Source organism: Hydrogenophaga sp. (assembly GCF_019264445.1).
Classification (GTDB): Bacteria; Pseudomonadota; Gammaproteobacteria; order Burkholderiales; family Burkholderiaceae_C; genus Hydrogenophaga.
This window is the reverse complement of the sequence record NZ_JAHVAB010000044.1, coordinates 1-24,117: the sequence shown is the minus strand read 5'-3', so window position 1 is coordinate 24,117 and position 24,117 is coordinate 1. Positions and strand designations below refer to the sequence as shown.

Sequence of the window (24,117 nt, the reverse complement as noted above, 5' to 3'; positions counted from 1 at the left end):
CGATCACCTAAGATGCTAGGCCCGTCACAGCCGCTGTGACGGGCCTGTTTTTTTGCAGCTCAACGAGGATTCCCGTGTTCAAGAATGTGACGATCTACCGCATCGCGCCCGGCTGGGCCGCGACGCTGGAAGACATGGAGGCCGCGCTGGACGCGGCCCGTTTTGTGCCCTGCGGTGCCACGCAGGACAAGTCGGTCGGCTGGGTCGAGCCCCGCGGTGAGGCGCATGGCCCGCTGGTGGAGTCGGTGGCTGGCCAGCGCATCCTCAAGCTGCAAATCGAAACCAAGGGCGTTCCAGGCTCGGTGGTGCGAAAGAAGGCCCAGGAAGAAGCCGACCACATCGAGGCCACCACCGGCCGCAAACCCGGCAAGAAGGAAACCAAGGCGCTGCGCGAAGACGCGCTGCTGGCCCTGCTGCCGCAGGCGTTCGCGCGTCAGATGAACGTCTGGGTCTGGATGGATCTGGAGAATGGCTGGCTCATCACCGACGCCAGCAGCCAGGGCAAGCTCGACGAGGTGGTGACCGCGCTCGTGCGGGCCTTTGACGGCCTGGCCATCACGCTGCTGCAGACGGCGGTGACGCCGCAAACCGCCATGACGCAATGGCTCTCGGCCACCACACCCGACGAATGGCCGGGCGGCTTCGCGGTGGAGCGCGAGTGCGAGCTCAAGTCGGGCGACGAAGAAAAGTCGGTCGTGAAGTTCACCCGCCACAACCTGGCCACCGACGAGGTGCGCAAGCACATCACCGAAGGCAAGCTGCCCACGCGCCTGGCCATGAGCTGGGAAGGCCGCATCGGCTTCGTGCTCACCGAATCGCTGCAGGTCAAGAAAATCAGCTTCCTCGAAGGCGTGTTCGACGGCCGGCCTGACGAAGGCGAGAACGGCTTCGATGCGGACGTGGCGCTGTCCACCGGCGAACTGCAGAAGCTCATTCCCGAGCTGATCGAGGCCCTGGGCGGCGAAATGGCCTTTGGCGCGGCGGCCGATGCCGACCCCGCACCCGCCCCGGCACAGCGCGAGCCGGTGACCGCCGGTGCGGACGACGACGGCCCGCCGTTCTGAGCGCAGCTGACGCAACCGCAAGGCCATGCACAGCGCCATCGCCATCTCGCTCGGGGCCGTGCTCGGTGCGCTGGCCCGCTGGCGCCTGAGCCTGTGGCTCAACCATGGCGCCGCCGTGCTGCCCTGGGGCACGCTGGCGGCCAACTGGATCGGCGCCTATGTGATCGGCCTGGCGGTCGTGTTCTTCCAGAGCCAGACGCAGCTGGATCCGGCCTGGCGGCTGGCGATCATCACCGGCTTCCTGGGGGCGCTCACCACCTTCTCCACGTTTTCGGTGGAAGTCATGTCCATGCTGCAGCACGGCCGCGTGGCGCTGGCCATGGGCACCGCCGGCCTGCACCTGTTCGGCTCGCTCTTGCTCACATGGCTGGGCATGCGCACGGCGGCCATCTGGTTCACGCCCACCTAGCGCACGCCGCGGGCAGCCTGCCTGCCGCTGCGCGAACTCCGCGGCCCGTTCTGCGTCCAACGCCTCACATGAAACCGTTCCTTGTCTGCGCCACCCTGTTGTTGTGTTCGCTGAGCGCTTCGGCGCAGGCCCTTTGGCGTGGGGTGCCCGCCGGGTCCACGCCGGCCGAGGTGAGCGCGCTGGTGCCGGAGGCACGGCCGACCGACCGCAGCAGCCCCACCGATGGCCGCGTGCTGCTGGTCATTGCAGCCGAGGAGCTGGTGGGCACCCCATTCGAGGTGGCGTTCGGCTTCGAGAACAACCAGTTGCAGAGCGTCGTGCTGCAGGCGCAAGCCGGCTCGCCCCAGGAGGCGCAGGCCATTGCCCAGCGCGTCACCGCCTCCCTGCGCTCGCGCTATGGGCTGGAGATCAGCACCAAGAGCCGGCAGGACCCGCTCACGGTGGGCATTGACCGCAAGTGGTCTTACCGCCGCACCAGCCTGCACCTGCAGGTGCTCGACGGCACGCTGGTGAGCTTGCGCTACCGGCCCGACATCCCGCGCTCGGCCAGCCAGCCGCTCTGAACGCGCCGGCGGCGCCCGCGCCACGTCTCAATTTGAGAATGATTGGGGCCGGGCGGGCGATTTCAGGGTTAACCCGCAAATCGGCGCGCGGCCTGCGTGCTCAACTTGTTGTGCCCCATCACAACAAGGAGACAAGCCATGCAGGTTCAACTCAAGGTCAACGGCAAACCGGTGACCATCGACGCGCCACCCCACACGCTGCTGGTCCAGGCCATCCGCGAACACCTCAAGCTCACCGGCACCCACGTGGGTTGCGACACCGCCCAGTGCGGCGCCTGCACCGTCATGCTCGACGGCCGCGCGGTGAAGTCGTGCAACATGCTGCTGGCCCAGGCCGCAGGCACGGAAGTCACCACCATTGAAGGCCTCGCCCAGGCCGATGGCACCCTGCACCCGATGCAGGCGGCCTTCAAGGAATGCCACGGCCTGCAGTGCGGCTTCTGCACGCCCGGCATGGTGATGAGCTCGGTGAGCCTGTGCAAGTCGAACCCGGGCGCCAGCAGCACGGAAATTCGCGAGCTGCTCGAAGGCAACCTGTGCCGTTGCACCGGTTACCAGAACATCGTCAAGGCCGTGCAGCAAGGCGCTGCCGCCATGAAGTGACCCACCCCCGCCGCGCTTCGCGCGACCCCCTCAAGGGGGCGGTGCCTGCGGCCTGGCAGAGCCAGTTCCGCGGCGCCTCTGGATTCGAACCTTTTCTGCGCCGTACACGGTTCGGCGCTCACTGGAGCAAATGACATGGGTGCATCCGACTTTTCCAAGCTTCCGCACATCGGTGAATCGCTGCTGCGCAAGGAAGACTACCGTTTCCTCACGGGCGCGGGCCAGTACACCGACGACATCGTGCTGCCCAACATGCACCACGCGGTGTTTGTGCGCTCGCCGCACGCCCACGCCCACATCCGCAAGGTCGACAAGGCGGCGGCGCTCAAGTCGCCAGGCGTCATCGGCATCTTTGACGGCAACGATGTGGCGGCCGACAAGATCGGTGGCCTGCCCTGCGGCTGGCTGATCACCGACGTCAATGGCCAGCCCATGAAGGAGCCACCGCACCCCATCCTCGCGCTGGGCAAGGTGCGCTACGTGGGCGACCACGTGGCCATGGTGATCGCCGACACGCTGGAGAACGCCAAGAACGCGGCCGAACTGGTCGACGTGGACTACGAGCCGCTGTCGGCCGTGGTGAATGTGCTGGACGCCATGAAATCCGGCGCACCCTCGCTGCACGAGGCCGCTGCCGACAACCACTGCTACAAGTGGGCGATTGGCGACAAGGGCCAGGTGGACGCCGCGTTTGCCAACGCCGCCCACGTCACCAAGATCGACCTGACCAACAACCGCCTGGCGCCCAACCCGATGGAGCCGCGGGCGGCCATCGCGTCGTACAACCGCGCGGGCGACGACTACACGCTGTACGTCTCCAACCAGAACCCGCACGTCGAGCGCCTGCTCATGACGGCGTTCGTGATGGGCCTGCCCGAGCACAAGGTGCGTGTGATTGCGCCAGATGTGGGCGGTGGCTTCGGCGCCAAGATCTACCTCTACGCTGAAGACGTGTGCCTGACCTGGGCGTCCAAGAAGCTCAACTGCGCCATCAAGTGGAACTGCGACCGCTCCGAGGCCTTCCTGTGCGACGCACACGGCCGCGATCACGTGACGCACGCCGAGCTGGCGATGGACAAGGACGGCAAGTTCCTGGCCTTCAAGGTGCACACCGACGCCAACCTGGGTGCCTACCTCTCCACCTTCTCCACCGCCGTGCCGACCATCCTGTACGCCACGCTGCTGGCGGGCCAGTACAAGACGCCGCAGGTGTACGTGGAGGTGGACGCCTGGTTCACCAACACCGCGCCGGTGGACGCCTACCGGGGCGCCGGCCGGCCCGAAGCCACCTACCTGCTCGAGCGCATCGTGAGCCGCGCGGCGTGGGACATGGGCCTGACGCAGGACGAGATCCGTCGCCGCAACTTCATCACCGAGTTCCCGTACCAGACCCCGGTGGCTTTGCAGTACGACACGGGCGATTTCCCGCAGTGCCTGCAAAAAGCCAACGAGCTGCACGACATCGCCGGGCTGGAGGCACGCAAGGCCGAATCCAAGGCCAAAGGGCTGGTGCGCGGTGTGGGCTACAGCAGCTACATCGAGGCCTGCGGTCTGGCGCCGTCGAACATCGCGGGTGCGCTCGGTGCACGCGCGGGCCTGTTTGAATGCGGTGAGGTGCGCGTGCACCCCACGGGCAGCGTGACGGTGTTCACCGGCTCGCACAGCCATGGCCAGGGCCACGAAACCACCTTCGCGCAGGTCGTGGCGTCTCGCCTGGGGCTGGACCCGTCGCAGGTGGACATCGTGCACGGCGACACCGGTCGCGTGCCCTTCGGCATGGGCACGTACGGCTCGCGCTCCATCTCGGTCGGCGGCGCGGCCATCATGCGTGCGCTCGACAAGATCGAAGCCAAGGCCAAGAAGATCGCGGCCCACCTGATGGAGACCGGCGATGCCGACGTGGACTTCGCCAACGGCGAATTCACCGTGAAGGGCACCGACAAGAAGGTCACCTTCGGGCAGGTCGCGCTCACCGCCTACGTGCCGCACAACTACCCGCTGGACAAGCTGGAGCCGGGCCTGAACGAAACCGCGTTCTACGACCCGACCAACTTCACCTTCCCGGCCGGCACGCACATCTGCGAGGTCGAGATCGACCCCAACACCGGTGTGGTGCGCATCGACCGCTTCACCGCGGTGGACGACTTCGGCACCATCATCAACCCGATGATCGTCGAGGGTCAGGTGCACGGCGGCCTGGTGCAAGGCATTGGCCAGGCGCTACTGGAAAACTGCGTGTACGACCGCGAGACCGGCCAGCTAGTCACCGGCTCGTTCATGGACTACGCGATGCCGCGCGCCGACGATGTGCCCGACTTCCGCCTGGGCCATGTCGTGACTCCCTGCACCACCAACCCGCTGGGCACCAAGGGCTGCGGTGAAGCCGGCGCCATCGGCTCACCGCCCGCGGTGATCAACGCCGTGCTCGACGCACTCGCGCCCCTGGGCGTGAAAGAACTCGACATGCCCGCGAGCCCCAGCCGCGTCTGGGAAGCCATCCGCGCAGCCCAGAAGTAAGGAGCACACCATGTACGCATTCACCCTCGAACAGCCCAAGACCCTGGCAGACGCCAAGACCCTGGCCTCGGCCGGCGCGCAAGCGCTGGCGGGCGGCCAGACCCTCATCGCCTCGATGAAGCAACGCCTCATGCGGCCCGAAAACCTCGTGGACCTCGGCGGCGTGGCCGAACTGCGCGGCGTCAAGGTCGACGGGCAGACACTCGTCGTCGGCGCCATGACCTGCCACCAGGACGTGGCCAACCACGCCGACGTGCGCAAGCTCATCCCCGGCCTGGCCGATCTGGCCAATGGCATTGGAGACCGCCAGGTGCGCGCACGCGGCACGATGGGGGGCTCGGTCGCCAACAACGACCCGGCGGCCTGCTACCCCAGCGCCGTGCTGGGCCTGGGCGCGACCGTGGTGACCGACCGGCGCCAGATCGCGGCCGACGACTTCTTTCAAGGCCTGTACACCACGGCACTCGAGCCGGGCGAGCTGATCACCGCGATCCGCTTCCCCATTCCCACCAAGGCGGCGTATGCCAAGTTCCGCCAGCCGGCCTCGCGCTTTGCGCTGGTGGGCGTGTTCGTGGCCCAGACCGCAGGGGGTGTGCGCGTGGCCGTCACGGGCACCGGCAACGGCGTGTTCCGCCATGCGGGGCTCGAAGCCGCGCTGGGCAAGAGCTTCACGCCTGACGCGGTGAAGGACGTAGCCATTGACGCGAGCGACATCAGCAGCGACCTGCACGCCAGCGCCGCCTACCGTGCGCACCTCATCAAGGTGCAGACGCAGGCCGCCGTGCGCCAGGCGAACGGATGAGCCGGGTGCCGGCCGACACCAGCACCATCGACGGCCTCACCCACGCCCTGGAGGGCGTGGGTTACCACGCTCCGCGGCGGCTGGCCACCGCCGTGTTCCTGGCCATGCGGCTGCAGCGCCCGCTGCTGCTCGAAGGCGAACCAGGGGTGGGCAAGACCGAGCTGGCCAAAGCGCTGGCGCGGGTGCTGGGCCGGCCGCTGCTGCGCCTGCAGTGCTACGACGGCATGGAACAGCGCGAAGCGCTGTACGAGTGGAACCACACCGCGCAGCTGCTGCACATGCGCGCAGCTCAAATGGCCCCCACGTTCGGCACTGGCGTGTCCTCACTGCCCCCCGAGGGGGCCTCCGCCGCCTTGGGGCGGCCCGGCGGTGGCGGGCACACTTCCACGCCCGACGAGATCGAGCGCGAGGTGTACCAGGAGCGCTACCTGATTCGCCGCCCGCTCCTGCAGGCGCTGCAGACACCCGAACCCGGCGCCGTGCTGCTCATTGACGAAGTGGACCGCGCGGACGAACCCTTCGAGGCCTTCCTGCTGGAATACCTCGGCGAATACCAGGTGAGCATTCCCGAGCTGGGCACCATTCGCGCGGTGGCCGCGCCCCTGACCATCCTCACCAGCAACCGCACGCGCGACCTCAACGACGCAGTGAAACGGCGCTGCCTCTACCAATGGCTGGACTACCCCGAGCGCGAGCGCGAGCTGGCCATCGTGAGGAGCCAGGTGCCGCAGGCCAGCGCCGTGCTCACCGAACAGGTCACGCGCTTCGTTTCGCGCCTGCGCAACCAGCCCTTTGCCAACGCTTTCCAGCGCAGCCCCGGCATTGCCGAAAGCGTGGAATGGGCCAAGGCGCTCGTGGCGCTGGACACCCTCACCCTCGACCCCGAGGTCATCCAGGACACGGCCGGCATCCTGTTCAAGCAGCGCGAAGACGTGGCAGCGCTGCTGCCGATGCTGGACAAGCTTTTGGAGCCTCAGGAATGACCTGTTCGTGCCGAGTCAGACCCCGTTCGGGCTGAGCCTGTCGAAGCCCCTCCGAAACCCCACTTCCAGAACCCTTCGACAAGCTCAGGGCGAACGGAATCTTTGGTCATCCCATGATCCTTGGCGACGCGCGCAGCGGCAAATTGCCTGACCACATCACCGCCTTTGGCCGCGCGCTGCGCCGCGCCGGCGTGCCGGTGGACAGCAGCCGCGTGGTGCTCGCCATCACCGCCGCGCAGGCCGTGGGCTTGGAACAGCGCGAAGACCTGCGCGCCGCGCTCGAAGCGGTCATGGTCAGCCGCCAGCAGGACATCGGTGTGTTTGGCGAGATGTTCGACGCGTTCTTTCGCAACCCCGAACTCGCGCAGCAACTGCTCTCGCAAATGCTCCCCAAAGCCGCCAAGGCGCACCCGGTGCGTCGCAAGGCGCGCGTGCAGGAAGCGCTGAGCGTGGCGGGCCTGAAGGCGCGTACGCCCAACCAGGGCGAAACCGAACTGAAATTTGACGCGGCCATGACGGCCAGCGACCAGCAGCGCCTGCGCCACGCCGACTTTGCCGGCCTCTCGGCCAGCGAGTTCCGTCTGGTGGAGCAGCTGGTGCGCGAGATTCCCCTGCCCTTGCCGCCCGTGCGCTCGCGCCGTGAACGCGCCGGCACGCGCGGGCACCGGCCCAACTGGTCACGCGCCCTGCAGCAGGCGCGCCGGCATGAAGGCGAGCTGCTGCAGATCCCCATGATGACCCGCCGGCCGCAGCCCCTGCCGCTGCTGATCCTGGTCGACATTTCGGGCTCCATGGAGCGCTACGCGCGCCTTCTGCTGGCCTTTCTGCACCAGGCCACGCAAGGCACGCCCCGCACGGCCTTTGCGTTTGGCACCGAGCTCACCGACCTGCGCATTGCCTTCCGCCACCGCGACACCGACACCATGCTGGAGCTGGCCAACGGCGCCATCGCCGACTTCGCGGGCGGTACGCGCCTGGGCGCCTCGCTGGCGCAGCTGCGCACCCAGCACCGCCGCTGCCTCGTGGGCCGGCGCACCGTGGTGCTGCTCATCACCGACGGCCTGGACACCGGCACCCCCGAAGAGCTGGACGCCGAACTCGCCTGGCTGGGCCGCCACAGCCGCAAGCTGCTCTGGCTCAATCCGCTGCTGCGCTTTGATGGCTACGCCCCGCTCGCCACCGGCGCCAGCGTCCTGCACCGCCACGCCCACGGCATGCTCGCCGTGCACAACCTCAGCCGCCTGGAAGACCTCGCGCGCTCCATGGCATCGCTGCTGCAACGCGGCTGATCTTCCCGATTTCATTCACCATTTCGACCCGACAGGAGAACCCACGTGGACATGCAAGGAAGCCGGCCGCTGGCCGTGACACAACAACAGGCCTGGGAGGCCCTCAACGACCCGGAGATGCTCAAGTCCTGCATCCCGGGCTGTGAAAAATTCGAGCTCACCGAGCCCAACGTCTACGCGGTGACCACCGCCATCAAGATCGGCCCGGTGGCCGCGCGCTTCAACGGCCGCGTCACCCTCTCCGACATCGTGCCGCCCGAGTCCTACAAGCTCGGCTTTGATGCCCAGGGCGGCGTGGCCGGCTTTGGCAAGGGCGAGGCGGCCGTGAAGCTCACGCCGGCCGGCACCGGCTGCGAGCTCAGCTACACGGTGCACTCCACCGTGGGCGGCAAGATCGCGCAGCTCGGCCAGCGCCTGATCGACGGCGCGGCCAAGTCGCTCGCCGAAGACTTCTTCCGCCGCTTCGACGAAGCGCTGCAACAGCGCTTCCCGAACGCGGCACCCGTTGTGACAGACTCGGCCGCACACCAGCCCATGCCCAAGGCCGGTGGCGGCATGCCCACCTGGGCGTGGGCCGCCATTGCCGCCGTGGTGGCGGTGGCGATGTACCTGGGCTCGAAGGGATAAACGTGGAAAACCTGGATGTGACCGTCCTGCGCACGCTGCAAGGCTGGCGCGCGCAAGGCCGGCGTGCGTTGCTCGCCACCGTGGTGCGCACCTGGGGCTCGTCGCCCCGCCCGGTGGGCTCGGTCATGGCGCTGTGCGAAAACGGTGCCGTGGTCGGCTCGGTGTCGGGTGGCTGCATCGAAGACGACCTCATCTACCGCTACAGCCGCGCCCACGGCGCGGTGCAAGGCAGCAGTGCCCCGGCGGGCATCACGCACGAAATCCCCACCGGCCCACCCGAGCGCGTGAAGTACGGCGTGAGCGCCGACGAAGCGCACCGCTTCGGCCTGCCCTGCGGCGGCACGCTGGAACTGGTGCTCGAATTCAACCCCGACGCCACCTCGCTGGCCGAGCTGGTGGGCACGCTTTCCAGCGGCCACCTGGTGGAGCGCCGCACCGAGCTGGCCACTGGCCGGGTGGAGCTGCGCGCCGCCGCCGCCCCCACCGCCCTGGCCGACGACGGGCAGTGGCTCAGCAACACCTTCGGCCCCGAATACCGCATGCTGCTGATCGGCGCCGGCCAGCTCACCGAGTACCTGGCCACCATGGCGCTGTTCAACGGTTTCGCCGTCACGGTGTGCGACCCGCGCGAGGAATACCGCAGCGCCTGGGCCGTGCCCGGCGTGACCCTCGTCACCGAGATGCCCGACGACGTGGTGCGCGACTTCCGGGTGGACCGGCGCAGCTGCGTGATCGCGCTCACCCACGACCCCAAGCTCGACGACCTGGCCCTGCTGGAAGCGCTGGACACCGACGCGTTCTACGTCGGCGCCATCGGCTCGCGCCGCAACAACGAGGCGCGCCACGCCCGCATGATCGAGCACTTCGGGCAGACGCCCGAGAGCCTGGCGCGGCTGCGCGGGCCCATCGGCATCTACATCGGCAGCAAGACGCCCGCCGAGATCGCCGTGAGCGTGATGGCCGAGGTGCTGGCCGTGAAGAACGGTGTGCCGCTGCCGCGCGACATGGAAGTGGCGACCGCCAAGAACACGCTGTCGGCTGCCGAGCCGTCGGCGCCTGTCTGTTTCGTCGCACCATGAAAACCGGCTTCGTCATCCTTGCAGCAGGCGCGGGCCGGCGCATGGGTGGCGTGGCCAAGTGCCTGCTGGAGCTCGAAGGCCAGAGCCTGCTGCAGCGGCTGCTATCCCACCTGCAGCCCCTGCGCGGCAAGGCCCGGCACGACCTCGTGCTGGTGCTGGGCCACCACGCCGAAGACATCCAGGCCCACGTGTCGCAGCTGCCCAGCGCGATTGCACCCTTATGCGTGATCAACCCCCGCCCGGACGACGACACCGCGTCCTCGCTGCGCGCCGGGCTGCGCGCCCTGTCCAAAGACGTGCAGCAGGTGGTGGTGCTGCTGGCCGACCAGCCGCTCATCGACGGCCCCGACGTGCAGACCGCACTGGACGCCTTCAAGGCGCGGGGCCAAGGCATTCGTGTGCAGGTGCCCATGGTGCACGGCCAACCCGGCCACCCCGTGATTTTTGATGCGCAGGTGCACGCCGCGCTCATCGGCACGCCCCTGCAGCCGAGCCTGCGCCAGTGGCGCGCGGCACACCCCGAGGCGGTGCGCTTGTGGACGACGGACAACCCGCACTACACGCGCGACCTCGACACGCCAGCCGACCTCGACGCGCTGGTGCGCGAGACCCGCTGGAGCTGGCGCTGGCCGGGTTAACCCCGCCCCGCCAGGGGGTGCGCCGCCACGCAAACGCTGCTTTAATGGCAGCCGGGCCCGCCGACGCCCCGTCCGGTTCCTGCCCAGCCCACCCCCTGACGATCGTGACCCCACAGTCCCATCCCACGGTTCCCCAGCAGCAGCGGCTTGCGCTGATCGAGCAGGCGCGCCAGGCGGTGCTCGAATCTCGTGCGCCCACCGGCCAGCCCATGCTCGCGCCCTGGGTCGAGCGCTCCTGGCGGCGCTGCCTGGACCTGGGCCTGGAGCCCCGCCAGCACATCGCGTTTGACGCCGTCTCGTCCAGCGCCGCGCACCACGCCCTGGAGGCCAACCAGCCCCTGCTGCGGGCGGCTGCGCCGGTGATCCAGTCGCTCTCGCGCGCCATGGCGCACACCCGCTACTTCGCCATCCTCACCGACGCGCGCGGCCTGGTGATCGACGTCAATGGCCCGGTCGACCGGCACGACCCGCACGCGGCCAGCATCGCGCGCATCGGGGTCGACCTCTCCGAACGCGCCGTGGGCACCACCGCCATCGGCACCACCCTGACCGACCTGCAGCCCGTGTGGCTGCACCGGGGCGAACATTTCTTTGACGACACCAGCATCTACAGCTGCGCCGGCGCGCCCATCTGGGGGCCGCACGGACAGTGCGTGGGCATGCTCGACCTCACGGGGGTGAATGTCATCGAACAACCCGCGCTCAAGCACCTGGTCACGCAATCGGCGCGCAGCATCGAGAACGCGCTCACCCTGGGCCAGCCTCACCGCCTGCTGCTGTGCCTGAGCTGGCCCGGCCGCGTGCCGGGCGACGCCAGCGACGGCCTCGTGTGCGTGGACGCCGACGGGCAGATCACCGCCCTGAACCGCCCCGCCGCCGACATGCTCGGCATCGTGGCCGGCATGGCGCCGGGGCACTGCGGCGAGGTGTTTGCGGTGCCGGTGGAAAGCCTCTTCGATGCCGCGCGCCTGCAGCGCGGCCCGCTGGAGGTGCCGCTGTGGTCGGGCCTGCGGCTCAGTGTGCTGGCGCAGCTCAACCAGGGCGGCGAGCGCGGCCCGGTGCACAGCGCCAGCCACGGCCTGCCCCTGAAAGACGTGGAGACCGCCATGATCCGCAAGGCGGTGGACGATGCGCGCGGCAACGTGAAAGAAGCCGCCCGCGCGCTCGGTATCAGCCGCGCGACCGTGTACCGCAAGCTCGGCGCGCACCGCGATCGCAACTGACAGCGGCGGCCACCCGCCGCCTCCGCCGGCGCCCGGGCCCGCGCACTGGCCAAATCCCCCAGAAGCAGGCGCAATCCAGCGCTTATTCGGCCTTCACACCCGGCCGAACTCCGTACATTTTTACCGTGGGGTCGGCAGGATCACACGCTCTGCTTCCTCAGGAAGTGACTCACAAGGTCCAGCCGCACGCGGCATTCTTCGCACGCGCGACCTCCTTCATAGCCCTCTACAGGAATCTCATGTTCAAAAACCTCAAGATTTCCACACGCCTGGTGGGCGCCTTCACACTGCTGGTGGCGATGCTGCTGGCCATCGGCGGCATCAGCGTGCTGCGCACGGTGGCGGTCGAAAAGGACCTCGTCGACATCACCAGCCGGCGCATGACGATCATTGCCGACATGGAGATGATCCGCGACGAAGCCAACTTCCAGGCCCGCGCGATCCGCAACATCGCCCTGTTCACCGACCCCGCGAAGATCGCGGAAGAAAAGCAGGCGGTGGCCGCGTCGCGCAGCAAGGTCAACGAGCTGAACACCAAGCTCACCCCGCTGCTCGTTTCGCCCAAAGGCCGTGAGCTCCAGGAAAAGCTGGCCGAACTGCGCAAGCCGTTCCGCGAATCGGTGGACAAGTTCATGGCCATGATCGCCGCGGGCGAGCGTGAGCCCGCCATTGCCTACCTCTTCGACACCGTGCGGCCGGCGCAGCTGGCCTATTTCAAGGTGATCGACGACGCTGTGGTCTTCCAGACCGAAGGCGCACAGGCCGCCAGCCAGGCGGCCCAGGACACGGTGCAAAACCTGATCTTCACCATCGTCGCGGTCGTGCTGCTGGCCGCTGCCATCGCCGCCGTGGTGGCCACCTGGATCATTCGCAGCATCACCGGCCCGATCAACAGCGCCGTCGACCTGGCCCGCGCCGTGGCCGCGGGCGACCTCACGCGGGTGGTGGAGGTGAAGTCGAAGGACGAAACCGGCGTGCTGATGCAGGCCCTGGCCGACATGCAGACCGGTCTGGTGCAGGTGGTGGGCCGCGTGCGCAATGGATCGGAATCGGTGTCAACCGCGAGCGAACAGATTGCGCAGGGCAACCAGGACCTGAGCTCGCGCACCGAACAACAGGCCAGCGCGCTTGAAGAAACCGCCGCCTCCATGGAAGAGCTGAGCTCCACCGTGCGCCAGAACGCCGACAACGCCATTCAGGCCAACCAGCTGGCGCAAAGCGCGTCGCGCGTGGCCATGGAAGGCGGCCAGGTGGTGAGCCAGGTGGTCGACACCATGAAGGACATCAACGACAGCTCGAAGAAGATCGCCGACATCATCAGCGTGATCGACGGCATCGCCTTCCAGACCAACATCCTCGCGCTCAATGCCGCCGTGGAAGCCGCGCGCGCGGGCGAGCAGGGCCGTGGCTTTGCTGTGGTGGCCGGTGAGGTGCGCAACCTCGCGCAGCGCAGCGCCGCCGCGGCCAAGGAAATCAAGCAACTCATCAACGACAGCGTGGAGCGCGTGGAAAGCGGCACCGCGCTGGTTGACAAGGCCGGCGCCACCATGAACGAGGTGGTGGACAGCGTGCGTCGCGTCACCGACATCATGGGCGAGATCAGCTCGGCCAGCAAAGAGCAGAGCGACGGCGTGGCGCAGATCGGCGAAGCCGTCACCCAGATGGACCAGGCCACGCAGCAGAACGCCGCGCTGGTGGAAGAAATGGCCGCCGCCGCGAGCAGCCTGCGCGGTCAGGCCACCGACCTCGTACAGGCGGTGGCCGTGTTCCGTCTCTCTGGCAACCCGATGGGCTTCAGCGCCGTGACGCCGGTGGTGCGCGCACACACACCGGTGGTCACGCCGAAAAAGTCGTTGCCGCCCCCGGTGATGAAGAAGCCTGCGAGCCGCCCCGCCCTGCCCGCGACGCCGCAGCCCGCCGCGCGCCGCGAACCCGCCAACGCCAGCGCCAGCGCCGAGGCAGCGGGCGACTGGGAATCTTTCTGAGCAAGCGGCGCTCAGCCCGCCAGCCCGATCACGAGCGCCGCCGGCAGCACCGACGCCACGGCGGCGTCTCCCACCGCGCCGTGAAACGGGTGCGGCGCAAAGCCCACCCAGTGGCCGCCACCGTCCAGCGCCAGCACCACCTCGTCCTGCCCGGCACCGGGTGACAGGCGCTCGATGCGTCCCCACAGACGGCCCGCAGGAGCGCCAGAACCTGCGAGCGCCACCGTCACCGCCGTGGCCTTGCACAACACCAGCACGGCGAGGCCCGGTGCCAGACCCAGCAGGTCTGCACTCTCCTGCGTGATGCTGGACACCAGCTCCACACCGCCCGGCGTGGCCAGCGTCACCGCCACCATCGGATCGCCCGGCGCCAGCGGTGCGCAGCGCAGCACCCGGCAGCGCAACTGGTTGCGCATGCTGGTGCGGAGGCCCAGGCCACCGTCGCCGATGGCGCCTCCCGCAAAGCGCGCCAGCACCTGCTGGCGGGCGCGCGCCAGTTCGGCCGCGAGCGCGAGCAGCCGCAACCCTTCGGCGGTGATGCGCGCGCCACCGCCGCCCACGCCACCCACGATGCGCTCCACCAGTGGCTCACCGCTGAGGTTGCTCAAGGTATCGAGGGCCTGCCACGCGGCCTTGTAGCTGATGCCGACCTGCCGCGCCGCCTGCGAAATCGAACAGCCGGCGGCCACGTGGCGCAGCACGTCCAGGCGCTTGTCGGCGCTGGCGTCGGCCAGGGCCCGGGGCAGACCGGTGGCTTGTGAAGGGGGATGTTGTCGCGTAGCCATGGTGTGAAGGTGCGCCGTCTATACTCACCGCTATTCCAAACAGGAATAGCGAAACCACATGAAAAGGAGCGCCCCGATGTTCGCACGTTCTCTGATGCGTTGGCCCTTGCTGGCCCTGGCCGCCGTGGCCGGCACGCTGCACGCGGCTGAGGCCCAGGTGGCCGTGGCCGCCAACTTTGCCGAACCCATCAAGGCGGTGGCGGCGGTGCTGGAGAAGACCACCGGCCACACGCTGCAGATCACGGTGGGTGCCACGGGACGGCTGTACGCGCAGATCAAGAACGGCGCACCGTTTGACGTGCTGCTCTCGGCCGACACCCGCACCCCGGCCCAGCTGGAAACCGACGGCCTGGCGCAACCCGGCAGCCGCTTCACCTATGCCACCGGCAAGCTGGTGCTGTGGTCGGCTGACACGACCAGGGTGGACGCCCAGGGCGCGGTGCTCAAGACCGATGGCTTTCGCAAGCTCGCCATAGCCAACCCCAAGACCGCGCCCTACGGCGCCGCCTCGGTGGAGGTGATGGACAAGCTGGGGCTCAGCGCTGCGCTCACGCCCAAGCTGGTGCAGGGCGAAAGCATTGGCCAGACCTACAACTTTGCCTACACCGGCAACGCCGAGATCGCCTTCGTGGCGATGTCGCAAGTGCTCGAAGGCGGCAGGCTCAAAGGCGGCTCGATGTGGGTGGTGCCGCAGAACCTGTACGCCCCGATCCAGCAAGACGCCGTGCTCCTCAAACGCGCCGCCCGCAACGAAGCGGCCCTGGCGCTCATGAAGCTGCTGCAGAGCCCGAACATCAAGGATCTGATCCGCTCCTACGGCTACGACATCTGACACACTGCGCCGATGCCGCTCACCCCGTCGGACCTGCAGGCCATTGGCCTCACGCTGCAAGTCGCCACGCTCACCACGCTGATCCTGCTGGTGGTGGGTGTGCCGCTGGCCTGGTGGCTGGCGCGCAGCCCCTCGCCCTGGACGCGCCCCGTGGGTGCGCTGGTGTCCATGCCGCTGGTGCTGCCGCCATCGGTGCTCGGCTTCTATCTGCTCGTGCTCATGGGGCCCAACGGCCCGGTGGGCCAATGGACCGAGGCGCTGGGCCTGGGCGTGCTCACCTTCAGCTTTCCCGGGCTGGTGATCGCCTCGGTGTTCTATTCGCTGCCGTTCATGGTGCAGCCGGTGCAGAACGCGATGCAGGCCCTGGGCTCGCGCCCGCTGGAAGCCGCAGCCAGCCTGCGCGCCTCGCCGCTGGACACCTTTCTTCGGGTGGTGCTGCCGTTGTGCAAGCCGGGTCTGGTCACGGGCGTGATCATGAGCTTTGCGCACACCGTGGGCGAGTTTGGCGTGGTGCTCATGGTGGGCGGCAACATCCCGGGCGTCACGCGTGTGATCTCGGTACAGATTTACGACCATGTGGAGGCGCTCGAATACGCCGATGCCCACCGCCTGGCAGCGGTCATGCTGGGCTTCTCCTTCGTCGTGCTGCTCACGCTGCAGCTCTACAACCGCCGCCAACGCGCCAGCGCCGCATGACACACACGGGCATTCAACTCAGCGCGCGCCTGCAGCGCCCAGGCTTCCTGCTCGACGTGGACCTGCACCTGCCTGCGCGCGGCGTGAGCGTGTTGTTTGGCCCGTCGGGCTCGGGCAAGACCACCTGCCTGCGGGTGCTCGCCGGGCTGGAGCCCCAGGCCAGCGGTGTGGTGCGCGTGGGCGACGAGGTGTGGCAAGACAGCGCGCAGCGCGTGATGCGCCCGGTGCACCGCCGGGCGCTGGGCTACGTGTTCCAGGAGGCCAGCCTGTTCGATCACCTGAGCGTGAAGGGCAACCTGATGTTCGGCTTCCAGCGCACACCGCCCGCCGAACGCCGCCACGGCTGGGACCACGGGCTGGCGTTGCTGGGCATCGAGCACCTGCTGCAGCGCATGCCCCACGAGCTCTCGGGCGGCGAACGCCAGCGCGTGGCCATTGCGCGAGCGCTGGCCACCAGCCCGCGCGTGCTGCTCATGGACGAGCCGCTCGCTTCGCTCGACACCACGCGCAAGGCCGAGATCCTGCCCTGGCTCGAACAGCTGCACGAACGGCTGGACATCCCCGTGGTCTATGTGACGCACTCGCCCGACGAGATGGCGCGCCTGGGCGAGCACCTGGTGCTGCTGAACACTGGCCGCGTGCAAGCCCAAGGCCCGGTGGTGGAGCTCATGACGCGGCTGGACCTGCCACTGGCCCATGGAGACGCCGCCGCGTCGCTGATCGACGCGCGGGCTGTCGGCTTCTCACCCGCCGACAGCCTGAGCGTGCTGGAGTTCAACGGTGGGCGCCTGCTGCTGCCGCAGGCGCGCACACAACCCCTGCCTGCACAAGCGCCGGTGCGCATCCGCATTCAGGCGCGCGATGTGAGCCTGTCGCTGCAGATGCCGGAGCAAACGAGCGTGCTCAACATCCTGCCGGCCACCGTGGTCGACATCGCAGACGACACACCCGGTCAGGTGCTGGTGGGGCTGCAGCTGGGAGACGGCGAGCAGCGCGTGCGCCTGCTCTCGCGCATCAGCCAGCTCTCGGCGCGCCGGCTGGCGCTGGCGCCGGGCGTGCCGGTGTTCGCGCAGATCAAGGGCGTGGCCATGGTGCGGTAAACACCATGCCCGACTTTGCGGTAAGCGCCCCCACAATCCCCCCCATGCCCCAAGACCCCGACGCCCGCTTCAAGACCGCCCTGCAGGTGGTGGGCATCCTCGGTCTGGTGGGGCTGCTGTCGATGGTCTTTCACAAGGCCTTTGCCGACATCTCGCTGCTGTGGCAACAGCACGCCGGCGGCGACTTCTGGGCCGCGCTGGCCAGGTACCTGTTCAGGAACCTGGCCGGTTGAGTCAACACCGATTCAGCTGAACAGTTCCTTGGGCACGTTGCCCCCGTTGGCCGCAATGTGGGCCAGCACGTTCTTGTGCAGCCACATGTTCATCTGGGCCGAGTCGGCCATCAGCTCGTCGGGGCAGTAGAGCTCCTTGGCGAGTTCCTTGCGTGCGGCCAGGCTGCTGTCGAGCTCGAGCAGCTTGAGCAGGTCGACGATGGACGTTTTCCAGTTGAGCTTCTGCGGGTTGGCCGCGGCTTTCTTCTCCATGAGGGCCATCACGTCCACCATGGTGATGGAGGCCACGGCAGGCGCGGCAGCTGGCGCAGGCGCTGCTGGGGCAGCGGCGGTGGGCACGGCGGGCGGGGTGATCACCGGTGCGGCTGCGGCCGATGACATGCCGAGCTTTTCGAGGATGTTGCTGAAAAATCCCATGGTTCTCTCCTGGTTTCGTTGAAGAAGGCCCACCGGCGTGTGCAGTGGGCCGCGCCGCACAAGCATAGGCCATAAACATGACGGGCCGCCCGGCCGCCTTGATGCTTTCTTGATGCCCGCCCCCCGGGTCTTGCGCACGTCTTGACACCGCCGTTCCTAGCATCGGTTCACTGTCTTGAACGGAGAACCCCATGGACTTCATCTACCTCGGTCTGGCCGCTGCGTGCGGCCTGGCCATCTGGGGCCTGGCCTGCTGGTGCCAGCGCCTGCAACCCACCGTCGGGAGGCGCTCGTGAGCGGCGGCGCCTGGCTGCAGCTGGCGGCGTTTCTGGCGCTGCTGCTGGCGCTCGCGTGGCCACTGGCGCGCGCCATCGAGGCGGTGATGGCCGGCCGATTCGGCCTCGGGCAGCGGCTGGAGGCACCGCTGTGGCGCCTGGCGGGCGTGGACCCTGCGCAGGAGTCCGGCTGGCTGCGCTACCTGCTGGGCTTGCTGGTGTTCAACGCCCTGGGCGTGCTGGCGGTGTATGCGCTGCAGCGGCTGCAGCACGCACTGCCGCTGAACCCCCAGGGCTTCGCAGCGGTCACGCCCGACTCGGCCTTCAACACCGCCATCAGCTTCATGACCAACACCAACTGGCAGGGCTATGGCGGCGAATCCACCATGGGCTACCTGGTGCAGATGCTGGGGCTCACGGTGCAGAACTTTCTGTCGGCCGCCACCGGCATCGTGGTGGTGATCGCGCTGGTGCGCGGCTTCTCGCGGCATTCGGCGCAGTCGATCGGCAACGTGTGGGTCGACCTCACCCGTGTGACGCTGTGGGTGCTGCTGCCCCTGTCGCTGGTGCTCGCGCTCTTCTTCGCAGGTCAGGGCGTGATCCAGAACGTCGCGCCCTACGCCACCGTGCACACGCTGGAAGCTGCCGCAGATGGCGTGGCCACGCAAACCCTGGCCATGGGGCCGGTGGCCTCGCAGCTGGCCATCAAGATGCTGGGCACCAACGGCGGCGGCTTTTTCAACGCCAATTCCGCGCACCCCTTCGAGAACCCCACCGCGCTGGCCAACTTCGTGCAGATGCTGGCGATCTTCCTCATTCCCGCCGCGCTGTGCCACGTGTTTGGCCGCATGGTGGGCGACCGACGCCAGGGCTGGGCCGTGCTCGCGGCCATGGGGGTGCTGTTTGTCGCCGCCGTGGTGGCGGCCACCACCTTCGAGCAACAGGGCAACCCGGCACTGGCCGCCCTCGGTGCCGACCAGACGGTCAGCGCGCTGCAGGCCGGCGGCAACATGGAAGGCAAGGAAGTGCGCTTCGGCATCGACGCGTCGAGCCTGTTTGCCGTGATCACCACCGCCGCCAGCTGCGGTGCGGTGAACGCCATGCACGACAGCTTCACCCCGCTGGGCGGCATGGTGCCCCTCGTTCTGATGCAGCTCGGGGAGGTGGTGTTTGGCGGCGTGGGCACCGGCCTCTACGGCATGCTGGTGTTCGCCATGATGGCCGTGTTCATTGCGGGCCTGATGATCGGTCGCACACCGGCCTACCTGGGCAAGAAGATCGAGGCGCACGAAATGAAGATGGTGGCCATCGCCATCCTCGTCACGCCGCTGCTGGTGCTCTCGGGCACGGCCGTGGCGGTGATGGCCGAGGCGGGCCGCCTGGGCATTCAGGACCCCGGCGCGCACGGCTTCAGCGAGGTGCTGTACGCGCTCACCTCGGCCGCCAACAACAACGGCAGCGCCTTCGCCGGGCTGTCGGCCAACACGCCTTTCTACAACGTGCTGCTGGGCCTGGCCATGGTGTTCGGGCGCTTTGGCGTGATCGTGCCGGTGCTGGCCATGGCCGGCTCGCTGGCGGCCAAGCAGCGCGCCGCGCCCACCGACGGCACCCTGCCCACCCACGGCCCCCTGTTCGTCGCCCTGCTGATCGGCACGGTGCTGCTCGTGGGCCTGTTGAACTATGTGCCTGCGCTGGCGCTGGGCCCGGTGGCCGAGCACCTGATGCTGTGGGCACGCTGAAAGACCACCATGACCCGCACAACCCTGAACCTCTTTGACCCGGCGCTGGTGCGCCCTGCCCTGGTCGACACGCTGCGCAAGCTCGACCCGCGCATGCAATGGCGCAACCCGGTGATGTGTGTCGTCTACCTGGGCAGCGCCTTCACCACCGTGCTCGCCTGGCAGCGGCCCGATGCCTTCACCGTTGCCGTGGCCCTGTGGCTGTGGTTCACCGTGCTGTTTGCCAACTTCGCCGAGGCCCTGGCCGAAGGCCGCAGCAAGGCGCAGGCCGCTTCGCTGCGCGGCCTCAAGCGCCAGACCTGGGCCAAGAAGCTCGATGGCACCTACGAACGCGCGGTGCCGCGCACGGCCATGAAGTGGTTGCCGCTGGAGGCCGATGCGCTGCGCAAGGGCGATGTGGTGCTGGTCGAGGCCGGCGACACCGTGCCCGCCGACGGCGAGGTGATCGACGGCGTGGCCTCGGTGGACGAGAGCGCCATCACCGGTGAGTCGGCCCCGGTCATCCGCGAGTCGGGCGGTGACTTCAGCGCCGTCACGGGTGGCACGCGCGTGCTTTCCGACTGGGTCGTGGTGCGCGTCGTGGTGAACCCGGGCGAAACCTTCGTGGACCGCATGATCGCCATGGTGGAAAACGCCCGGCGCCAGCGCACGCCCAACGAGATCGCGCTCACCATCCTGCTGGTGGCGCTCACCATCGTGTTCCTCGGGGTGGTGGTCACCTTGCTGCCGTTCTCGGTGTTCAGCGTGCAGGCCAGCGGCGCGGGCGAGCCGGTGAGCCTGGTGGTGCTGGTGGCCCTGCTGGTGTGCCTTATTCCCACCACCATTGCCGGCCTGCTCAGCGCCATTGGCGTGGCCGGCATGAGCCGGCTCATGCAGGCCAACGTGATCGCCACATCAGGCCGCGCGGTGGAGGCCGCGGGCGACGTGGACGTGTTGCTGCTCGACAAGACCGGCACCATCACGCTGGGCAACCGCCAGGCCAGTGCGTTTCTGCCCGCGCCCGGCGTGAAGGCGGCCGAGCTGGCCGATGCCGCGCAGCTCGCCTCGCTGGCCGACGAAACGCCCGAGGGCCGCAGCATCGTGGTGCTGGCCAAGCAGAAGTTCCAGCTGCGCGAGCGCGACCTGGCCGCGCTGGGCACAGCGGCGGGTGCGGCGGACGGTGCGCCCGGCGGCGTGCAGTTCGTGCACTTCACGGCGCAGACGCGCATGAGCGGTGTCGACCTGCCACAGGGCCGCACGCTGCGCAAGGGCGCGGCCGATGCCATCCGCCGCCATGTCGACGCGCTCGGCGGTACATTTCCCGCCGCCGTGCAGGCGAGCGTGGAAGAGGTCTCCCGCCGCGGCAGCACACCGCTGGTGGTGAGCGACCGCGACCGCGTGCTCGGCGTGGTGGAGCTCAAGGACGTGGTCAAGGGCGGCATGAAGGAACGCTTTGCCGAGCTGCGCCGCATGGGCATCAAGACCGTGATGGTGACCGGCGACAACCGCCTGACGGCCGCCGCCATTGCGGCTGAGGCTGGCGTGGACGACTTCCTGGCCGAAGCCACGCCCGAGGCCAAGCTGCAGCTCATCCGCGACCACCAGGCGCGCGGCCAGCTGGTGGCCATGACCGGTGACGGCACCAACGACGCCCCCGCGCTCGCACAGGCCGACGTGGCCGTGGCCATGAACACCGGCACACAGGCGGCCAAGGAGGCCGGCAACATGGTCGACCTCGACAGCAACCCGACCAAGCTGATCGAGATCGTGGAGACCGGCAAGCAGATGCTGATGACGCGCGGCGCGCTCACCACCTTCAGCATTGCCAACGACATCGCGAAGTACTTCGCGGTGCTGCCCGCGGCCTTTGTGAGCACCTACCCGCAGCTCGGCGCGCTCAACGTGATGCGGCTGGCCAGCCCCGACTCCGCCATCCTCTCGGCGGTGATCTTCAACGCGCTGATCATCGTCTTCCTCATTCCGCTGGCGCTCAAGGGCGTGCGCTACCGCGCGGTGGGTGCCGCCGTGCTGCTGCGCCGCAACCTGGCCCTCTACGGCCTGGGCGGCATCGTGGCGCCTTTCATCGGCATCAAGTTGATCGACGTGCTGATCTCGGCCGCTGGCCTGGCCTGACCTTCAAGGAGTTCCCATGAACAAGACCCCCTCTTCCCCGTCGGGCACCTTCCCGGTGCTGCGCCCGGCCCTCGTGCTGTTTGTGCTGCTCAGTGTCGTCACGGGCCTGCTCTATCCGTGGCTCGTCACGGGCGCGGCCCAGGTGGCGTTTCCCCGGCAGGCCAACGGCAGCTTGATCGAACGCAACGGCCAGGTCGTTGGCTCTGCGCTGATCGGGCAGGCGTTCACACAGCCCGGCCACTTCTGGGGCCGCCCGTCGGCCACCAGCCCGACGCCCTACAACGCAGCGGCATCGGGCGGCTCCAACCTCGGGCCCACCAGCCCGGCGCTGGCCGAGGCGGTGCAGGCGCGCATCGCGGCGCTGCGCGCAGCAGACCCCGGCAACACGGCGCCGGTGCCGGTGGACCTCGTCACGGCGTCCGCCAGCGGCCTGGACCCGCACATCAGCCTGGCCGCCGCGCAATACCAGGTGGCCCGCGTGGCCCGCGCGCGCGGCCTGCCGGCAGACGCCGTGAGCGCGCTGGTGGCACAGCACAGCGAAGGCGTGTGGCTGGGCTTTCTGGGCGAGCCGCGTGTGAACGTGCTGGCGCTCAACCTCGCGCTCGACGCCACGCCACCCACGCCCGCGCAGGGCGGGTGACAATGCAGGCGCCGCATGTCAGAACCCGAACGCCCCGACCCCGACGCCCTGCTCGCGCAGCTGCAGCAGGAGGCCGCCCAGGCGCGCCGTGGCAGCCTGAAGATCTTCTTTGGCGCCTCGGCCGGCGTGGGCAAGACCTACGCCATGCTCTCGGCGGCCCATGCGGCCCTGGCTCAGGGCACGCCGGTCACCATCGGGGTGGTGGAAACCCACGGCCGACCTGACACCGAGGCGCTCGCGCGCGGCCTGCCCCGCCTGCCCCTGAAGGCGGTGCCCTACAAGGGCCACCAGCTGCAGGCCTTCGATCTCGATGCGGCACTCGCCTTTGGCCAGCAGCACGGGCACGCGCTGGTGCTGCTCGACGAGCTGGCCCACAGCAACCTGGCGGGCTCGCGCCACCCCAAGCGCTGGCAGGACGCCGAAGAGCTGCTGGCCGCCGGTGTGGACGTGTGGTCCACCATGAACGTGCAGCACCTGGAGAGCCTGAACGACATCGTCAGCGGCATCACGGGCATCCGCGTGTGGGAAACCGTGCCCGACCGTTTCTTTGACGATGCCGACGAGGTGGTCGTGGTCGACCTGCCGCCCGACGAGCTGTTGCAACGCCTGAAGGCGGGCAAGGTGTACCTGCCACAAGGCGACGACCAGCGCGCCGAGCGCGCCGCGGCCAACTTCTTTCGCAAAGGCAACCTGCTCGCGCTGCGCGAGCTGGCCCTTCGCCGCACCGCCGACCGCGTGGACGACGAGATGCGCGCCTACCGGCGCGGCGGTGCCGACAAACCCGTGTGGCCCAACCGCGAAGCGCTGCTGGCCGCTGTGGGCACGAGCGCCACGGCCGAAAAGGTGGTGCGCAGCACCGCGCGCATGGCCACGCAGCTCGATGTGCCCTGGCATGCCGTGCATGTGGAGATGCCGGGCCGCCCCATGGGCGAGGCCGCCCAGCGCGCCCTGCGGCTGGCCGAATCGCTGGGCGCCACCACCGCCACGCTGTCCGCCCCCGACGCCGCCGCAGCGCTCGTGCGCCACGCGCGCGAACACAACCTCTCGCGCCTGGTGCTGGGGCGGCGCACCCGCCGCTGGCCCTGGCCGCGCAGCCTGGCCGAGCGCATTGCCCAGCGCGCCCACGACCTGGACCTGGTGCAGGTGGGACAGCCGCTCACCCCTGCTGCGCCCCCCGATGGCGACTACGCGCAGTCGCCAGGCGCCGAGACGCGCTGGAGCGGCTACGCCTGGGCGGTGGCCGCGTGCGGCCTCACGGCCCTGCTGGCCACGCCGCTGGTCAACGTCATCGAGCTCAGCAACATCGTCATGCTGTTCCTGCTCACGGTGGTGGGTGTGGCCCTGGTGCTGGGGCGCGGGCCGGCGGTGCTGGCCGCGTTTCTCGGCGTGGCGCTGTTCGACTTTTTCTTTGTCTCGCCCCGCTTCAACTTTGCCGTGAGCGATGTGGAGTACCTCATCACCTTCGGCGTCATGCTGGTCGTGGCGCTGGTGGTCGGCCAGCTCACC

The 24,117-nt window shown here is 68.8% G+C and carries 23 protein-coding genes; 21 read left to right on the top strand and 2 right to left on the bottom strand.

Translation table 11 applies throughout. The features are described from left to right. The first annotated feature begins 74 nt into the window (after positions 1–74). From KXJ60_RS07765 to KXJ60_RS07705, 13 genes are all read left to right on the top strand, one after another. A complete protein-coding gene (locus KXJ60_RS07765; protein ID WP_291126023.1) occupies positions 75–1,064 on the top strand; it encodes a recombination-associated protein RdgC in 990 nt (329 codons plus the stop codon). Between the two features lie 25 nt (positions 1,065–1,089). Continuing rightward, on the top strand, positions 1,090–1,473 hold the full coding sequence (crcB, locus tag KXJ60_RS07760; protein ID WP_291126021.1) for a fluoride efflux transporter CrcB: 384 nt from the start codon (positions 1,090–1,092) through the stop codon (positions 1,471–1,473). 68 nt (positions 1,474–1,541) lie between these two features. Further along, positions 1,542–2,036, top strand: a complete 495-nt coding sequence (locus KXJ60_RS07755; protein WP_291126018.1) for a hypothetical protein — start codon at positions 1,542–1,544, stop codon at positions 2,034–2,036. Between the two features lie 138 nt (positions 2,037–2,174). Beyond that, positions 2,175–2,639, top strand: a complete 465-nt coding sequence (locus KXJ60_RS07750) for a (2Fe-2S)-binding protein (protein ID WP_291126016.1) — start codon at positions 2,175–2,177, stop codon at positions 2,637–2,639. Between the two features lie 135 nt (positions 2,640–2,774). Then, a complete protein-coding gene (locus KXJ60_RS07745; protein WP_291126014.1) occupies positions 2,775–5,156 on the top strand; it encodes a xanthine dehydrogenase family protein molybdopterin-binding subunit in 2,382 nt (793 codons plus the stop codon). A gap of 10 nt (positions 5,157–5,166) precedes the next feature. Beyond that, positions 5,167–5,958 carry a xanthine dehydrogenase family protein subunit M gene (locus KXJ60_RS07740; RefSeq protein ID WP_291126012.1) on the top strand — a complete coding sequence of 264 codons (792 nt, stop codon included), beginning with the start codon at positions 5,167–5,169 and terminating at the stop codon, positions 5,956–5,958. Next, the gene (locus KXJ60_RS07735; protein ID WP_291126011.1) at positions 5,955–6,941 is read left to right on the top strand and encodes a MoxR family ATPase; all 987 of its coding nucleotides are present in this window, start codon (positions 5,955–5,957) and stop codon (positions 6,939–6,941) included. Before KXJ60_RS07740 ends, KXJ60_RS07735 begins: the two co-directional genes overlap by 4 nt. Before the next feature lie 113 nt (positions 6,942–7,054). Next, positions 7,055–8,230 carry a VWA domain-containing protein gene (locus tag KXJ60_RS07730; protein WP_291126009.1) on the top strand — a complete coding sequence of 392 codons (1,176 nt, stop codon included), beginning with the start codon at positions 7,055–7,057 and terminating at the stop codon, positions 8,228–8,230. A 45-nt stretch (positions 8,231–8,275) separates the two neighbouring features. Continuing rightward, the gene (locus tag KXJ60_RS07725) at positions 8,276–8,857 is read left to right on the top strand and encodes a carbon monoxide dehydrogenase subunit G (RefSeq protein ID WP_291126007.1); all 582 of its coding nucleotides are present in this window, start codon (positions 8,276–8,278) and stop codon (positions 8,855–8,857) included. 2 nt (positions 8,858–8,859) lie between these two features. Then, positions 8,860–9,936, top strand: a complete 1,077-nt coding sequence (locus KXJ60_RS07720) for an XdhC family protein (protein WP_291126005.1) — start codon at positions 8,860–8,862, stop codon at positions 9,934–9,936. Beyond that, positions 9,933–10,574 carry a nucleotidyltransferase family protein gene (locus KXJ60_RS07715; protein WP_291126002.1) on the top strand — a complete coding sequence of 214 codons (642 nt, stop codon included), beginning with the start codon at positions 9,933–9,935 and terminating at the stop codon, positions 10,572–10,574. The genes KXJ60_RS07720 and KXJ60_RS07715 overlap by 4 nt, the downstream gene beginning before the upstream one ends. Positions 10,575–10,678: 104 nt before the next feature. After that, positions 10,679–11,797, top strand: coding sequence for a helix-turn-helix domain-containing protein (locus KXJ60_RS07710; protein WP_291126000.1), 1,119 nt, complete (start codon positions 10,679–10,681; stop codon positions 11,795–11,797). A 239-nt stretch (positions 11,798–12,036) separates the two neighbouring features. Continuing rightward, positions 12,037–13,782 carry a methyl-accepting chemotaxis protein gene (locus tag KXJ60_RS07705; protein ID WP_291125997.1) on the top strand — a complete coding sequence of 582 codons (1,746 nt, stop codon included), beginning with the start codon at positions 12,037–12,039 and terminating at the stop codon, positions 13,780–13,782. An 11-nt stretch (positions 13,783–13,793) separates the two neighbouring features. On the opposite strand, the gene KXJ60_RS07700 is transcribed toward KXJ60_RS07705, so the two are convergent. Then, a complete protein-coding gene (locus KXJ60_RS07700) occupies positions 13,794–14,567 on the bottom strand; it encodes a TOBE domain-containing protein (protein ID WP_291125995.1) in 774 nt (257 codons plus the stop codon). 76 nt (positions 14,568–14,643) lie between these two features. On the opposite strand from KXJ60_RS07700, the gene modA reads away from it, so the two are divergent. Genes modA through KXJ60_RS07680 form a run of 4 tightly spaced genes read left to right on the top strand, consistent with a single transcriptional unit; the run spans position 14,644 to position 17,428 of the window. Then, positions 14,644–15,399, top strand: coding sequence for a molybdate ABC transporter substrate-binding protein (modA, locus tag KXJ60_RS07695; RefSeq protein WP_291125993.1), 756 nt, complete (start codon positions 14,644–14,646; stop codon positions 15,397–15,399). A 12-nt stretch (positions 15,400–15,411) separates the two neighbouring features. Next, complete coding sequence (gene modB, locus KXJ60_RS07690; RefSeq protein WP_291125991.1) at positions 15,412–16,095, top strand: molybdate ABC transporter permease subunit; 684 nt, start codon at positions 15,412–15,414, stop codon at positions 16,093–16,095. Beyond that, complete coding sequence (gene modC / locus KXJ60_RS07685) at positions 16,092–17,195, top strand: molybdenum ABC transporter ATP-binding protein (protein ID WP_291125988.1); 1,104 nt, start codon at positions 16,092–16,094, stop codon at positions 17,193–17,195. The genes modB and modC overlap by 4 nt, the downstream gene beginning before the upstream one ends. 44 nt (positions 17,196–17,239) lie before the next feature. Beyond that, entirely contained in the window at positions 17,240–17,428 is a 189-nt protein-coding gene (locus KXJ60_RS07680; RefSeq protein WP_291125985.1) for a hypothetical protein, read from the top strand. A 12-nt stretch (positions 17,429–17,440) separates the two neighbouring features. Here KXJ60_RS07680 and KXJ60_RS07675 read toward each other — a convergent pair whose 3' ends face one another. Beyond that, a complete protein-coding gene (locus tag KXJ60_RS07675) occupies positions 17,441–17,845 on the bottom strand; it encodes a DUF3597 domain-containing protein (RefSeq protein ID WP_291125982.1) in 405 nt (134 codons plus the stop codon). Positions 17,846–18,137: 292 nt separating this feature from the next. Between KXJ60_RS07675 and kdpA the strand changes: the two genes are divergently transcribed. The 4 genes from kdpA to KXJ60_RS07655 form a co-directional block, all read left to right on the top strand. After that, positions 18,138–19,859 carry a potassium-transporting ATPase subunit KdpA gene (gene kdpA, locus KXJ60_RS07670; RefSeq protein WP_291125979.1) on the top strand — a complete coding sequence of 574 codons (1,722 nt, stop codon included), beginning with the start codon at positions 18,138–18,140 and terminating at the stop codon, positions 19,857–19,859. A gap of 9 nt (positions 19,860–19,868) precedes the next feature. Further along, positions 19,869–21,971 carry a potassium-transporting ATPase subunit KdpB gene (kdpB, locus tag KXJ60_RS07665; RefSeq protein ID WP_291125977.1) on the top strand — a complete coding sequence of 701 codons (2,103 nt, stop codon included), beginning with the start codon at positions 19,869–19,871 and terminating at the stop codon, positions 21,969–21,971. A gap of 16 nt (positions 21,972–21,987) precedes the next feature. Further along, positions 21,988–22,611 (top strand): potassium-transporting ATPase subunit KdpC, encoded by a 624-nt coding sequence (gene kdpC / locus KXJ60_RS07660; RefSeq protein WP_291125975.1) that lies wholly within the window; start codon positions 21,988–21,990, stop codon positions 22,609–22,611. 15 nt (positions 22,612–22,626) lie between these two features. After that, a partial coding sequence (locus tag KXJ60_RS07655) for a DUF4118 domain-containing protein (RefSeq protein WP_291125973.1) occupies positions 22,627–24,117 on the top strand: 1,491 nt, incomplete at its 3' end.